The sequence below is a fragment of the Apibacter muscae genome, from assembly GCF_007845635.1.
GTDB classification, from domain to species: domain Bacteria; phylum Bacteroidota; class Bacteroidia; order Flavobacteriales; family Weeksellaceae; genus Apibacter; species Apibacter muscae.
In genome coordinates this window covers 72526-86606 of record NZ_SELG01000032.1, presented here as the reverse complement: position 1 = coordinate 86606, position 14081 = coordinate 72526, and the positions used below count along the sequence as shown (strand labels likewise).

The following is a 14081-nucleotide window of genomic DNA, read 5'->3' as shown; positions in this document are numbered from 1 at the left end:
AGATTATTTGCACGTGCAAAATTTCAATTTTTCTACGATCATTTCCAATTCATTGGTTGAAAAATTACCAAATCCCATACGAAGAGCGGTAACTTTTTTTGATTGATAAAGCAAAGACTTTGGAATAAAAATATTTTCCTTTTTACAATTTTCTCTTATTTGCATCAAATTAATGGGGAAATTCCATTCTATCCATGTAGCTAAGCCTCCGCTAGGTGGTGTAAACCGTATTTCATTTTTAAAATGGTGGGAGAGTAGGTGGGTAAGTGAATTTCTTCTTTCTTTATATATATAGGTAGATTTTTTTAAATGTCTATAAATTTCCCCTTCTTCAATCATTTCACCGAGAGATAAATCCATGAAAACATCTCCTTGCCGATCAATAATACCTAATAATTTATTCATTTCATGAATTAAATTTTGTGGAGCTATAATAAATCCTGAGCGAAAACCAGGAGCCAATGATCTTCCAAAAGAGCCTATATAAACTACCATTCCATCCTTATCAGCACTCGCTAGTGGTAATGTACGGCTATTGGTATAATTAAAATCATAATCATAATCGTCTTCCAAAATTATAAATCCGTATTGGGTTGAAAGTTCAAGCAAAGCAATGCGTCTTTCTGCACTAAGCGTTACCGTGGTAGGGTAGTGATGATGGGGCGTTAAGTAAAGCATTCTTATCTTATTTTTTTTACATAAATGTTTCAAAGGCTCAATTAAAATACCCTCTTTATCAATAGGAATAGTTAGTAACTGTGCTCCTGCCTTTTGAAAAATCATATTAGGAAGAAAGTAGCTTAGTTCTCCAACTATTACTTTATCTCCAGGAGATATAAGTATTTCAGAAGATATGTACAAACAAGTTTCAATGCTTCTAGCAACAAGCATATTTTTTTTGGTAATATGCAAGCCACGGGTAAGATTTAGAAAGTTAGATAAATGAGATTTAAAAAAATCTTTGCTTTCATGAAAAGCCCAATCAATATTTTTTTTTCTTTTCAAACTAGTTGAATATAGTTTAGCCAAAGGTTGAATAGGTAACAAACGTAAATCTGGAATTCCATCATTTAGTATAAATGAATATGTAGGAGTTTCAAAAGGCGAATCTAAAATCATAGATTTTTTAAATCTAAACCCTGTTGAATTTGGGTAGGTCGTATACCTAACAGGGGTTGTGTTTTTAATTCTGTTAACTACATTTTCTTCTTTAGCTAGAATAAATGTTCCTTTGTTAGGAATAATTTCAATCCATCCCAAAGAAGCAAGTTCCTCATAGACTAAGACTAAGGTATTACGATTTACATTTAGAATTTTACTTAAAACCCTTGTACCGGGAAGTTTCATTCCTTTGTAGAGGTATTGTCTTTGAATGGCGTTGATCATTTGGGTTACTATTTGTAAATAAATAGCAGTATTGGATTTACGATCTATTTGAATAAAACTTTGAAAAGGAATTGTATCCGGACTATCCATTTTTAAAAAAGTGGTATGTTTAAATGATCCGGAAAGTTACTTAATTTGTTTTAAATTTTATATTTAAGTCTTACAATGAAATATATCGTTAACTTTTATACCTTACCAAAATTAATAAATGTTGTTGCATTTAATCTATTTTTTATCTCTCTTACCTATGCTCAAAAGACAGGAGAATTATCAAAGGTTATTGTTACAGGTAGAAAAACGTCACTAAGTTTAGAAAATATTTCGCAGAATATACAAACCATAGAAAAAAAAGAGATTCAAAACAGTCCTGCTTCTACGATTGAAGAACTCTTGTCTTATTATTCAGGAATTGATATTAGGCAGAGAGGTGCACACGGCATACAGGCAGATATAAGTATTAGAGGGAGTTCTTTTGAACAAGTACTTGTTTTAGTGAATGGCATCCCTATGAATGATAGTCAAACGGCTCACAACATGTTAAGTTTGCCATTAAATTTGGCATCGGTTCAAAAAATAGAAATAGTGAAAGGTCCTGCAGCACGTCGTTTTGGTTTAAATGCCTATGCAGGAGTGGTGAATATAATTACTCAACCATCTACAGAAAATAAACTAGGGATATCAATATATGGAGGGGATTATGGTACATATTCTCTATCTGCAAATGCAAATTTAAACGGTGAAAAATTCTCTCAGTTTATACAAATAGGAAATGCACAATCAGACGGTTATCGTTATAATACAGACTTTACTAAAAAGAACATATGGTATCAGAACCGATACATTCTAGATAAAGGAGAACTCTGGTTTCAATCTGGTTTTTTTGAGAAAAAATTCGGAGCCAATGGCTTTTATTCCTCTTCTCAAGCCAAAGAACAATACGAAGAAATTCAAACTTCATTAGTTAGTTTAGGTTGGAACCAGCAATTCTCCAACTTTAAATTACAGTCCCATGTTTTTTGGAGAAGATCTCAAGATGAGTATATATTTAATCGTAAAAATCCATCTGCTTATCGAAATTTGCATTTAGGAAATACAATAGGAGCTAAGGCTGAGGCTTCCTATTTATATTCATTGGGTATTGCAAAAGTTGGTGCAGATGTTAGGAGAGAATTTATTAACTCAACGAACCTAGAGGATAAAAATAGAACCATAAGTTTATTTTTTTTAGAGCATCGCTTTTTGTTATTTAATAATGCTTTAGATATTAGTCCAGGAATCAGCTTTGTAAATTATTCGGATCAAGGAAATTTTTGGTATCCGGGAATTGATATTGGATATAAAATAAATTCCAAAAATATAATTTTCTTAAATGTTGGGAAAACGTATAGAATACCATCATATACGGATTTATTCTACACAGATCCTTTAAACAATGGAAACCCTGATTTAAAGCCTGAAATGGCATGGTCTTATGAAATTGGATATCAAGCTAATTTAAATAAACTAAGTTCTGAAATAAGTTTGTTTAGGAGAGAGGCTAATAATTTAATTGATTGGGTTAGAGAAAACGAGGATAGTAAATGGACGCCTGAAAATATTGCTAGAGTTAATACGAATGGAGTAGAAGTAAAACTAAATTATGATTTTGGATATAAACTTTTTTCGTCCATAAATATTGGTTATACATATTTAGATAATAAGCTGGAAAATTCAACAGCTAATTTTTCAAAATATTTATTAGATAATTTAAAGCACCAATTAGTGGTTAAATTTGAGCAAAGATTGTTTAAAAACTGGACTAATCAATGGATTTATAGATATAATGATCGTTTAACCTTAGATAGTTATCAGTTGTTAGACGCACGTTTATCTTTTAAAAATCGTAGACTAGAATCGTACCTGCAAGTAAATAATATATTTAACACCCAATACACTGAAACCAACTTGGTTCCTATGCCTGGTAGATGGTTAGAAGTTGGATTAACTTTTAATAATTTTTTTATCAATAATAAGTAGAATAAAACCGAGGAACTTTAGAAACAATAGCAAACAATACCAATCACCATTTCTTAAGTTCTACGGTTTTAAAATATGGATCTATATAGATTTATTCGTAAAGATTTAATCGATTGCGTAAATTATTCATTTCGTTTTCTAAAACTTCAATTTTATTGAGTAAGTTTTTTATAGCATCGATGCCAGCGGTATTAATTTCAAGATCGTAATGCATCCTACTATAGGATTCAAGTTCCTTTAATGAATCCATGGATATAAATCGCTCCTCTTCTTGTTTAAAAACGCGTATAAGACCCATTTCTTCTAGTTCATGAATAAAGGAAGATTCCACTTTATAATGAAAACAATATTCTTTAAGATTGATTAATTCATGTTCCATGAGGTAATTTTTTAGGATTTTGCTAATTCTTCAAATAATTCTTTTTGTTTAGGTGTAAGTTGGGTAGGTATTTTAACTTTATAGGTTACAAATAAATCCCCCCATTGATTCTCTTTTTTATAAACAGGAAATCCCTTACCTTTAAGTCGAACTTTGGTATCGTTTTGGGTGCCCGGAGAAACTTTTAATTTAACTTTCCCGTCCAACGTATCAACCATTGTTTCGCCTCCAAGAACAGCCGTATAAAGATCAATTTCAACCGTAGTATTTAAATCATCATTCAAACGTTTAAAATTAGAATCCTCAGAGATTATAAAAGTGATATATAAATCCCCCTTTGGACCGCTATTCAGCCCTTCACCGCCTTGTCCTTTAAGTTTTATTTGTTGCCCATTGGAAACACCGGCAGGAATGGTTATTCTTATTTGTTTACCATTGATGTTTAAGGTTTGTTTATGAGTGGTTGCTGCATCCCTTAAAGAAAGGTGCAATTCTGTTGTATAATCTTGTCCCTTAAACTGGGAAGTTCTGCTTCTTTGGTTATTCCCAGCTTTTGCACCAAATAAATCCCCAAAAAAATCTGAAAAATCTTCAGTGCCGAATCCTTGAGAGAAACCATCGAAAGGATTGCCTGCATTTTCATAATAATACTGCCCGTTACCTCCCTGCTGTTGTTGGGCTTGTTCAAACTGTTCAGCATGTTTCCAGTTTTCACCGTACTGATCGTATTTTTTTCTTTTCTCTGGGTCGCTTAAAACTTCGTTAGCTTCATTGACTTGTTGGAACTTTTTTTGTGCCTCTTTATCATTGGGATTTAGGTCTGGATGATGCTTTCTTGCTAACTTTCGATATGCTTTTTTAATATCGTCAGCAGATGCATTTTTATCCAAGCCTAGAACTTTATAATAATCAATAAATGCCATATACAATCTATTCTTTTTATATTAAAATTAAAAAATGATCTTTAATGTGTTAAATATATCTGTAGAATTCAAGAGCAAAATTTAAACCAAAATAAACTTTGTCAGGGGTATGTAAATTTATTTGAGTAAAGCAAATGAATAGCAATTTTATAAGTTTAATTTATGGAAATCATAGGAACTTCTATGAGTAAAATTCTTGAATTTTTACTTGTTGCTTGTATAGTGACAAAGCCAGCTTCCCATATTCCGATAGCATCTCTTGCATTTAAATTTTGTCCGTTAACAGAAAAACTTCCTTCAATTACCATAAGGTATATACCATTGTCAGATTTATTGAGGTAATATTCAACATTGAAATCTTTATCAAAATAGCCCAAATGTAACCAAGCTTCTTGGTGAATCCATAGATTAGCATCTTTAAAGTTTTTAGGAGATACAATAGAAATCCATTCATTTTTGACTGAAAAATTAAATGATTTTTGATCGTATCTAGGAACAACATCTTTTTCATTGGGCAAAATCCAAATTTGGAATAATTTAAGTTCATTAACATTGTCAGCATTGAACTCGCTGTGTACAATACCTTTGCCAGCACTCATGACTTGTACTTCTCCAGGTTTAATTACCTCAGTGTGTCCCATACTATCCTGATGTTGAATACTTCCTGACAAAGGGATTGTTATAATTTCCATATTACTATGAGGATGAGATCCAAAACCTTTTCCTCCGGCAATTGAATCATCGTTGAGTACTCGTAAAGCTCCAAAGTTTATACGATCTGGATGAAAATAATTGGCAAAACTAAAACTATGGTAAGTGTTCAACCATCCGTGGTTGGCGTGTCCTCTGCTATCAGATGGAAATAAAATAGTATTCATGGTATTTAAATTTTATTTCACAAATATCCGACAGCTTCAAGTAAGATTTTGTTGATTTAGGGTAAGAAATTCTTGTCCCATTCGTTTAAAAGTTTAAAAAATGATAAATTCGTTTTTATAAAAATTTTTATAATGAAAATAACCCTTTTACTTCCGATGAAGGAAGAAAAAGAAAAAATGTTAGAAGCTTTCCAGCAGTATTCTTCCTTAAGACATATTTATGAAATAATTGAAACTGGGGTAGGTAGAGAAAATATGGCTAAGGGATTTCTTGAAAAAAAAGAATCAGACTTGACAGTATTGGTTGGGTTTACAGCCATTACAGGAATTGAAAAAACTTTGCCCATAGAACTAAAAAAAGGAAAATTGGTAGAAGTTACCTCAACTTCAATTTATGGATATAAGGGAGAAATTTTTGAAAATGGATCCATTAAGTTAACAAATTCTAGAACTTCATTACCGTGTTTATCTTCTTTAACTACAGATCAATTTATAAGATCTACAGATTTACCTATAGGAACTCTAATTAATATGGAGGATTATACTTTTATGTGTTTAAAAAAGCCCAAGGATTTAATCATTAGAGTTATTTCTGATTTTTTACCTCATAACAAGGAAATTGATTTTTTTAAAGAAATTGAAGATATAGAATTTTACTCAGTTGTTGAATTATTAGAAAAATTATACTAAATATATATATATGCAAAAACTAATTACTATTGGGTTATTGTCTCTAGGATTCATTCTTATAGCATGTAAAAATTTAAAGGGCATTGAATTTCCTAGTGATAAAACTAATTATGTAGGAACTTGGATATGCCAAGATCCGGAAATTGTATTATCCATTAAAAAAAACGGTTCAGTGAAATACAGTTTTAAGGATGGGAGCCTAAGCAAAAGTATTGAAGCGCCCATTCAACAATTTGATAGCAATGATTTTGTCGTTGGAGCTTTAGGAATTACTACAAAATTTAAAGTATCAAAAACCCCTTATCAAGAAAATGGAAAATGGAAAATAGTAGTAGATGAAAGAATATTAACAAAAGTTGATAAGGTAAACGATGATTTTTAGTATTGTATTATTTTTAAATTAATTAAAAATTTTAATTGTATAAATTAATGTTAAATGTGTGTATTACACTTACATTTGTTCTATGAAACTACTAAGTTATAATCTAAACGGTATAAGAGCAGCTTTAAATAAAGATTTTATTACTTGGTTAAGAGCAACGAACCCAGATATATTATGTTTACAAGAAGTTAAAGCCAATATAGATCAGTTTGATGTTTCTCAGTTTGAAGAATTAGGATATCATAGCTATTGGTTTCCGGCAGAAAAGAAAGGATATAGCGGAGTTGCTATTCTTTCTAAAATAGCTCCGAACTCAATAAAATACGGTTGTGATAATGAATTTTATGATAAGGAAGGGCGTGTTATACAGGTGAATTTTGAAAATTTTTCAGTTTTAAGTGTTTATGTTCCATCGGCAACCAATATAGATAGATTAGGCTTTAAAATGGATTTTTGTGAATATTTTTTGACTTATGTTAAAGAATTGAAAAAAGAATTTCCAAACTTAATTATTAATGGAGATTTTAATATCTGTCATACGCCAATTGATATTAATGATCCGGTTAGAAATTCGAAGGTCTCTGGGTTTTTACCTGAGGAAAGAGAGTGGTTGGATCGTTTTTTACAAGAATGCAAATTAGTGGATTCATTGCGTTTATTTAATCAAGAACCTTTTCAATATTCTTGGTGGACCTATCGCGTAAAGACAGCTAGAGCCAATAACAAAGGCTGGCGTATTGATTATAATTTTGTTACTCGAACTCTTGAAAAAAAGTTACAAAGAGCTTATATATTAACCCAAGCCATCCATTCAGATCATGCTCCTGTTGGAATAGAATTTGAATTGTAAAATTATAAATGAATAATTGAAATCATACCCTACTAAAATATCATGAAAAAAATAGGTATTTCACTCTTTGTATTAGTTTTATTGACCGCCTGTGTGCCTCAAGCCAAATATAAAGATTTAGAAAAAAAATATTATGCAGCTCTACAAGGAGAGTCTAAAAATAAACAAGAAATTGAAGCGAGAGAAGCTGATTTAAAAGCATTGACCGATCAATTCTCTTCATTGCAAGCACAACAAGAAGCTTTAGCACAAAAAAAAGTACAGTTGGATAATGAATATGCAGATTTGCAAATTGAATATACCAACAAGCTCAAAGATTTAGAAGATTTAAAGAATAAAAATTCTCAAATTTCTGAAACTGCCTTAAAAGAAAAGCAGAAAATTGAAGGAGAGTTGGCCCAAGCACAAGGGCAATTAAATCAAAAGATTCAAAGAATTAATGAACTTGAAGGTTTAATTAATCAACAAAAAGAATCTGTTTCCCTTTTAAAAAAGAACTTGCAAACCGCTTTGAAAAGTTATGAAGGTAAAGGAATATCCGTTGAAGAAAAAGACGGATATATTTACATTTCTATGGATAATAAATTGTTATTTCCATCTGCGAGTTGGACTGTTGAGCCTCAAGGATTAAAGGCTTTACACGAATTATCTAAAGTACTAGCTAAAGATAAAAATTTAAATATTATCATTCAAGGACATACTGATTCAGACAAATACATAGGAAATGGGAATATCAAAGACAACTGGGATCTTTCGGTAATGAGAGCAACAGCAATTACTAAAATATTACAATCGGAAGGTATATCTCCAGAAAAAATGACAGCTTCAGGAAGAAGTCAATACGCACCAATTGCAAGTAATTCAAATCCTACAAGCAAAGCTTTGAACCGAAGAGTTGATATTATCATTGCTCCTAATTTAAGTGAAATTAATAAGCTTTTAAATCAACTTTAATGAGTAAATTATTTAAATTATAAATCTTAAAGTCAATAGATATTCTAAGATTTCATTTGTAAATAATTAAAATTAAATAAACTTTTTTTATGAGAGTTGTTCTGCAAAGAGTTAGAGAAGCTTCTGTAGAAGTTGAAAATAGGATTGTAGGAGAAATTAATCAAGGATTATTAGTGTTGCTTGGGGTAGAGGACAAAGACACAGAGGAGGATGTAGAATGGTTAGTAAGAAAAATTATAAACCTTCGTATTTTTAATGATCCCCAAGGGGTTATGAATCTATCAGTTGAAGACATACAAGGAGGTATTTTAGTAGTTAGTCAGTTTACACTTTTTGCTTCTACAAAAAAAGGCAATAGACCTAGTTATCAAAGAGCCTCTAGTAACGAATTTGCTTATCAAATGTATTTAACTTTTTTACAAAAGTTAGAACATTCGTTTACGGGCTTAGTATCTTCAGGGAGATTTGGAGAAGATATGAAAGTTTCATTAATGAATGATGGTCCGGTGACTATTCTTATAGATTCTCAAAATAGAGAATAATACTAATTTTATAATGCATTATATTTATAAACACAATACAAATAAGTATTGTGTTTATATATTAGAGTTGAAATAATTCTCAATAGTTTATTGTGTATAAGCGTTTGAAAGAAAATCTACTTTTAAAGTTGAGTATAGTTGATATATGTTGGAATTTATAGGATTCCTCCATGCATATGTTCCTGCAAGAATTTGTAATGATGAATTTCCGTTTCCATCACTTTTACCAAATACTTTAATTTGATATTGATGATTCTCTTTAACACTATAAATAAAGTCAGAAGATACAAGAGCAGGGTTGTTACTCGCACTTCCTGTACCGCCTCCAGGGATTGATATGGATGCTGCAACATTGCTAGATCCAGAGTAAAAATTTGTAGGTGGAGTACCATCAGTAAGATCTGTAATTTGAATGGTATAAAAGGTTGAGACAGCTGTAAAATCTGAAATTGGGCCTATTGTTATTTTAGAATATATAACTGTAGAAATATAAAATTTCCCATCTTTAGGTGCTTGAACGATAGTTCCTAATGGAACTATTTCTTGATCTATACTATTTAATAAAACAACATTTTTTTGGTCATAAGTTTGAGTTGTGCTAGTATTATCATTGGTTTTATTATTAACTAAATTTATGAAATCTTGTTGTAAACCGTCGTTATTGTATATAATAGTATTCCAATTAGTCCCGTCCCATATATATAATCCCTTTTTAAGTAAAGTATTAGGATTGGTATTAAAGATTAAAGTACCTTCCATAATATCTAGATTTGATAAAGGAGAAGGGTCGTCTGGTTTTAATAATGAGACTTTGTTAGTTAAAAATCCCTTATTATTAGAACCCAATGTTAAATCGGCATTTATTTCAGGATTTTCAGTATTTATACCCACTTGAGTTTTATATATAGTGGGCATTAGAATAAATCCTAATAGAATAATTAATCTTAATAGTATATTTTTTTTTAGATACATAATAATCGTATTAATGATAAATATTATTTTAATTTTATAATTTTTGTTAAAATTGAGGATTTTAATTTAATGAGGATTGGATATAAAATCAACTTTAACCGTAGAATATAGATTATTTAGAGGGGAAGAATTATTGTTAAATGTTCCTACATTTACTTGTATAAATTGATTCCAACCTTCTACTCCCGTTATCTTAATTTCATAATTATAATCTTTTTTAACCTCTAATTTTGAAATTGAGGGAGCTGTAACTGGAAAATTTCCAACAAATAAATTTGTAGTTGGATTATATATAATTAAGGGTGTACATCCTGAATAGAAGGTTGTAACTTTACCAGTTTCAATTTCTGTAGTATTAATAGTAAAGAATGTATTCCCAATAGATGAAAAATTGTAATTGGGGGGAGTTATAACATTGGCATAGGCATAAATCAAAGTAGATATATATACTAAACCATCCAAAGGAGCTTGAAAATTGGTAGTTAATGAACTTATTTCTTGAGGTATATCTTTAGTAAGACTTGTAATGTCTGTAGGTCCTGTTTGTTTATAGACTAGAGTTTGATAATCCTGTCTTTTACCAGGATCCATTAATAATCGATTCCATTGTGTGCCGTCCCAAACATATAATCCATTACCAAGTTCAGAAGTTATATTTGTATTATAGACCACCCCGCCTTCTTTTATGTTAGGAATTGTTTGAATATCATTTAAACCGGTAAGAGAAACTCTATTGGGAACGAATCCTTTATTATTAGAGGTTAAAGTAAGGTCAGTGGATGGATAAGGTTTAACGTTAGGTGTTCCAATTGCCACTTGGCAATTAAATGTTTGGGATATAAATATAAAAATATTTAAAAGAAATAATTGTTTTTTGTTTTTGTATAATTTTATAAACATAGTAAAAATTTTATATATAATTTATAATTAATAATTTTATGATTAATAAATTTTAATATGGATCTGATTGAAAATCAATTTTTAATACTGAATTAGCATTATAAACTAAGCTTGCTGAAGGTCTCCATTGAAAAGTGCCAGCTTTTATTTCAGCAGCTGAGTTCCAGCCTTCTTGTCCTAGTACTTTTACTTCATATGAATGTCCCTCAGTAACTCTCATAGTCGAAAATACTATAGCACTTGTTGGATTATTGTTTATACCTGCTACTGATGCTCCAGGAGTTTGACGCATAGAGATTGGGGTACAGCCAGTATAAAATTTTTGAATCTTTCCCTGATCTGGTGAATTAGGAGTTATATCTGTAACCTGTATGGTGAAAAATGTATTTGCAACTTGTGAGACTCCATATGTTTGTACGTACATTTGAACGTAGATTAAAGCATTAATCATAATATTGCCATTTTTGGGCACAGTAAAATTTGAAGTAAACTTTGCAAGTTCAACACCTGGGCTTGTAGTATTAACATAAGGGATGGTAGTTATGTCATCAGCCCCTACATTATCTCCTGATCCAGTTTGTAAATAAACTAAATTTGAATAATCCTGTCTTTTACCAAGTTTTGTTAATAAAATATTCCAACGGCTGTCTTGCCATACGTGCAATCCTGCTGATAAACCAGGAGCATCAGAGATATTATACACAATAGTACCTTCTTGAATACCTGTTAAATCTTGAGCTAAAGGTAAAGGTGAGTCTAGTGAGATTAATGCCACTCTATTGGGCATGAAGCTTTTATCAAGAGAATTTAAAATTAAATCAGCAGAATTAGACTGCGATATTTTTAGGTCATCTTTAGTTGATGAATTAATAATTATTTGACTAAATAAGGTTGGAGAAATTAATCCCCAAAAAACTGAAAATAAAACTAAACTAAATTTTTTCCTACACATAATTATAATTTTAATTGAGTGCGGTAAAATTATAAATTTTAAATTATATATTAATTATATTGAATATATAAATTATATATTTTTTTTTAATATAAAATAAAAAAAAATTATAATGAATATTTGTATTATAATTTATTATTTTATTAATAATTAATTAGTATTAAATCAAGAAAAATTAAATTAAAATATTCTATAATTTGATTAAAAAATCATTTATTAACACATACAATATGTTTATAAAACATTTAAATAATTTTTAAAGTTTAATTTTTTGTTTAAATGATGAGGTGTAATTATTAAAAAAAAAATGTTAATGGAATGATTTTATATTGATTTGCAGAATGCGAAATTCGATGTCTTTGAATTTAATTTGAAAGAATAAATTCTATTTAATAGATATATTACTTAACTTTTTAAGTATAGAATGGTGAGAAATAAATTTGCTCAATTTTAAAAATAAAAACACAATGCCGAATAAGCATTGTGTTTTTATTTGTTGTAATTTTATATAAATTACTGAATGAAGGAATCTGATAGGAAATCAACCTTTAAGTTTGAAAAAAGCATATATTTGTTATTATTCATTGGATTTGTCCAAATATAGGTTCCTGTGTAAGAATTTATATAATTTATATTATTGATATCATCTGGCGATCGTGTAGCTATAACTCTAATTTTGTATTGATGTCCACCTTTTGCTGTCGCAATGAAATCTGAAGAAACACTGCCAGGATTACTTCCAGCACTACCATATCCATTAATGGACCCAGGGATTGAAGCAATAACATTAGTGCACACGGAATTAAAATTTACTGGAGGAATTGTAGAATCGGTTAAGTCTGTTAGTTCAATTCTATAAAAAGTTTTTGTGGTTATTAAATCATATGCAACTCCAGTTGTATTTTTAGAATAAAAAACGGTTGAAATATAAAATTTTCCATCTCTTGGAGCTGTTAATGTGTCACCTAAAGATTTGATTTCTATGCCATTTGTAGTTGTAAGAATGTATAATTCTTCACTAGGATCAGTACCAGTTTGTTTGTTTACTAAATTTATAAATTCTTCTCTTGTTCCATCATTAAACAAGATAGTATTCCATTGAGTACCGTCCCAAACATATATTCCTTTATTTAAGGTTGCATTAGTATTATAAATAGTTGTACCCTCCTTAATATCTGTACTTGATAAGGGCGCAGAATTGTCTATTGAAACTAAATTTACTTGGTTAGGTAAGAAACCCTTATTGTTAGACCCTAACGTTAAATCCGTGCTAGAATCTGGATTTAAAGTGTTAATACCTACTTGTGCTGAATTAATGATCGGCAGTGTAGAAAATAACAACAAAAATGACTTTTTTTTGAGAAAGATGTTTTTTTTAAAGAACATAACTATAATTATTAAAAGTGAATAATATTTTCTTATTTAAATTGGATGTTTATTAAGGTTTAATGAGGGTCAGAAATAAAATCAATTTTAAGGGTAGAAGAATTATTTTTATTGTAAGTACCTGCATTTATTATCATATCAGCATTCCAACCTTCAATTCCAGTTATTTTAACACTATAATTATAATCTTTAACCACCCGCATAGTTGAAATTGAGGACGCAGTTGAAGGGAAATTTCCTTTAAAAACTTTTGCTTCGACATCATACATAATTACAGGGGAACATCCTGAATAAAAGGTTGTGACTTTACCCGTTTCTACCTCTGTTGTGGTTATTGTGAAGAAAGTATTTGCTACTGTTGAATATTTATAGGTGGGTGTATCAATAAAACTAGCATAGGCATAGATCAAGGTTGAAATATATATGATACCATCCCATGGAGCTACAAAAGACGTTTGTAAAGCTTTTATTTCCGTAGGATTTGGAGTCATCTTTCTAAAAGCAACCACATCACTTGGTCCCGTTTCCTTATATACTAAAGTTTGGTAATTTTGTTTTTTTCCATATTCCATAAGCAAACGATCCCATTGAGTTCCATTCCAGACATATAATCCTTTGCCAAGATCAGCAGTCTCTTGAATATTATAAACTACAGCTCCCTCTTTAACATTAGGTACTGTCTGTGAATCTGTTAAACTCTTAAGAGAAACTCTATTAGGAAGAAATCCTTTATTGGGTGAAGTTAAAGTTAGATCAGTAGAAGAATTTGGTTTTATGTCTTTATCACCAATAGTTATTTGAGATTGCAGTAATTGAGACATGAAGAATAAAAGGTTAAAAATAGTTATATGTTTGATAGATAGATTGAAAT

The 14081-nt window shown here is 30.0% G+C and carries 15 protein-coding genes; 6 read left to right on the top strand and 9 right to left on the bottom strand.

Features of this window, described 5'->3' with window-relative positions; all coding sequences use genetic code 11:
* Positions 1 to 3 precede the first annotated feature (3 nt).
* Entirely contained in the window at positions 4 to 1476 is a 1473-nt protein-coding gene (locus ETU08_RS05510; RefSeq protein ID WP_146262025.1) for an aminotransferase-like domain-containing protein, read from the bottom strand.
* A gap of 75 nt (positions 1477 to 1551) precedes the next feature.
* On the opposite strand from ETU08_RS05510, the gene ETU08_RS05505 reads away from it, so the two are divergent.
* Positions 1552 to 3402: a TonB-dependent receptor plug domain-containing protein gene (locus ETU08_RS05505; protein WP_146262024.1), complete on the top strand. Its 1851-nt coding sequence runs from the start codon at positions 1552 to 1554 to the stop codon at positions 3400 to 3402.
* A gap of 91 nt (positions 3403 to 3493) precedes the next feature.
* On the opposite strand, the gene ETU08_RS05500 is transcribed toward ETU08_RS05505, so the two are convergent.
* The 3 genes from ETU08_RS05500 to ETU08_RS05490 form a co-directional block, all read right to left on the bottom strand.
* Positions 3494 to 3781, bottom strand: a complete 288-nt coding sequence (locus ETU08_RS05500) for a chaperone modulator CbpM (protein WP_146262023.1) — start codon at positions 3779 to 3781, stop codon at positions 3494 to 3496.
* 11 nt (positions 3782 to 3792) lie between these two features.
* Positions 3793 to 4704, bottom strand: coding sequence for a DnaJ C-terminal domain-containing protein (locus ETU08_RS05495; RefSeq protein WP_146262022.1), 912 nt, complete (start codon positions 4702 to 4704; stop codon positions 3793 to 3795).
* Positions 4705 to 4859: 155 nt separating this feature from the next.
* Positions 4860 to 5582 (bottom strand): pirin family protein, encoded by a 723-nt coding sequence (locus ETU08_RS05490; protein ID WP_146262021.1) that lies wholly within the window; start codon positions 5580 to 5582, stop codon positions 4860 to 4862.
* Between the two features lie 132 nt (positions 5583 to 5714).
* Here ETU08_RS05490 and ETU08_RS05485 point away from each other — a divergent pair, with 132 nt between their 5' ends.
* The 5 genes from ETU08_RS05485 to dtd all read left to right on the top strand — a co-directional run bounded on the left by ETU08_RS05485 (position 5715) and on the right by dtd (position 9000).
* A complete protein-coding gene (locus ETU08_RS05485; protein ID WP_260391066.1) occupies positions 5715 to 6272 on the top strand; it encodes a hypothetical protein in 558 nt (185 codons plus the stop codon).
* A gap of 10 nt (positions 6273 to 6282) precedes the next feature.
* The gene (locus ETU08_RS05480; protein ID WP_146262020.1) at positions 6283 to 6654 is read left to right on the top strand and encodes a hypothetical protein; all 372 of its coding nucleotides are present in this window, start codon (positions 6283 to 6285) and stop codon (positions 6652 to 6654) included.
* An 82-nt stretch (positions 6655 to 6736) separates the two neighbouring features.
* Positions 6737 to 7504: an exodeoxyribonuclease III gene (locus ETU08_RS05475; protein WP_146262019.1), complete on the top strand. Its 768-nt coding sequence runs from the start codon at positions 6737 to 6739 to the stop codon at positions 7502 to 7504.
* Between the two features lie 42 nt (positions 7505 to 7546).
* Positions 7547 to 8458, top strand: coding sequence for an OmpA family protein (locus ETU08_RS05470; RefSeq protein WP_146262018.1), 912 nt, complete (start codon positions 7547 to 7549; stop codon positions 8456 to 8458).
* An 89-nt stretch (positions 8459 to 8547) separates the two neighbouring features.
* Positions 8548 to 9000 (top strand): D-aminoacyl-tRNA deacylase, encoded by a 453-nt coding sequence (dtd, locus tag ETU08_RS05465; protein WP_146262017.1) that lies wholly within the window; start codon positions 8548 to 8550, stop codon positions 8998 to 9000.
* Positions 9001 to 9087: 87 nt separating this feature from the next.
* Here the strand turns inward: dtd and ETU08_RS05460 are convergent, their stop codons facing one another.
* The 5 genes from ETU08_RS05460 to ETU08_RS05440 form a co-directional block, all read right to left on the bottom strand.
* Positions 9088 to 9972: a hypothetical protein gene (locus tag ETU08_RS05460; RefSeq protein WP_146262016.1), complete on the bottom strand. Its 885-nt coding sequence runs from the start codon at positions 9970 to 9972 to the stop codon at positions 9088 to 9090.
* A 66-nt stretch (positions 9973 to 10038) separates the two neighbouring features.
* On the bottom strand, positions 10039 to 10872 hold the full coding sequence (locus ETU08_RS05455) for a hypothetical protein (RefSeq protein ID WP_146262015.1): 834 nt from the start codon (positions 10870 to 10872) through the stop codon (positions 10039 to 10041).
* Between the two features lie 52 nt (positions 10873 to 10924).
* Positions 10925 to 11824 carry a hypothetical protein gene (locus tag ETU08_RS05450; RefSeq protein WP_146262014.1) on the bottom strand — a complete coding sequence of 300 codons (900 nt, stop codon included), beginning with the start codon at positions 11822 to 11824 and terminating at the stop codon, positions 10925 to 10927.
* Between the two features lie 513 nt (positions 11825 to 12337).
* On the bottom strand, positions 12338 to 13168 hold the full coding sequence (locus ETU08_RS05445; RefSeq protein ID WP_146262013.1) for a hypothetical protein: 831 nt from the start codon (positions 13166 to 13168) through the stop codon (positions 12338 to 12340).
* A 101-nt stretch (positions 13169 to 13269) separates the two neighbouring features.
* On the bottom strand, positions 13270 to 14031 hold the full coding sequence (locus ETU08_RS05440; protein WP_146262012.1) for a hypothetical protein: 762 nt from the start codon (positions 14029 to 14031) through the stop codon (positions 13270 to 13272).
* Positions 14032 to 14081 lie beyond the last annotated feature (50 nt).

Excerpts from the sequence above, each read along its gene's own strand:
- ETU08_RS05510 (WP_146262025.1), bottom strand. The coding sequence starts at position 1,476 with ATGGATAGTCCGGATACAATTCCTTTTCAAAGTTTTATTCAAATAGAT.
- ETU08_RS05505 (WP_146262024.1), top strand. The coding sequence starts at position 1,552 with ATGAAATATATCGTTAACTTTTATACCTTACCAAAATTAATAAATGTT.
- ETU08_RS05500 (WP_146262023.1), bottom strand. The coding sequence starts at position 3,781 with ATGGAACATGAATTAATCAATCTTAAAGAATATTGTTTTCATTATAAA.
- ETU08_RS05495 (WP_146262022.1), bottom strand. The coding sequence starts at position 4,704 with ATGGCATTTATTGATTATTATAAAGTTCTAGGCTTGGATAAAAATGCA.
- ETU08_RS05490 (WP_146262021.1), bottom strand. The coding sequence starts at position 5,582 with ATGAATACTATTTTATTTCCATCTGATAGCAGAGGACACGCCAACCAC.
- ETU08_RS05485 (WP_260391066.1), top strand. The coding sequence starts at position 5,715 with ATGAAAATAACCCTTTTACTTCCGATGAAGGAAGAAAAAGAAAAAATG.
- ETU08_RS05480 (WP_146262020.1), top strand. The coding sequence starts at position 6,283 with ATGCAAAAACTAATTACTATTGGGTTATTGTCTCTAGGATTCATTCTT.
- ETU08_RS05475 (WP_146262019.1), top strand. The coding sequence starts at position 6,737 with ATGAAACTACTAAGTTATAATCTAAACGGTATAAGAGCAGCTTTAAAT.
- ETU08_RS05470 (WP_146262018.1), top strand. The coding sequence starts at position 7,547 with ATGAAAAAAATAGGTATTTCACTCTTTGTATTAGTTTTATTGACCGCC.
- dtd (WP_146262017.1), top strand. The coding sequence starts at position 8,548 with ATGAGAGTTGTTCTGCAAAGAGTTAGAGAAGCTTCTGTAGAAGTTGAA.
- ETU08_RS05460 (WP_146262016.1), bottom strand. The coding sequence starts at position 9,972 with ATGTATCTAAAAAAAAATATACTATTAAGATTAATTATTCTATTAGGA.
- ETU08_RS05455 (WP_146262015.1), bottom strand. The coding sequence starts at position 10,872 with ATGTTTATAAAATTATACAAAAACAAAAAACAATTATTTCTTTTAAAT.
- ETU08_RS05450 (WP_146262014.1), bottom strand. The coding sequence starts at position 11,824 with ATGTGTAGGAAAAAATTTAGTTTAGTTTTATTTTCAGTTTTTTGGGGA.
- ETU08_RS05440 (WP_146262012.1), bottom strand. The coding sequence starts at position 14,031 with ATGTCTCAATTACTGCAATCTCAAATAACTATTGGTGATAAAGACATA.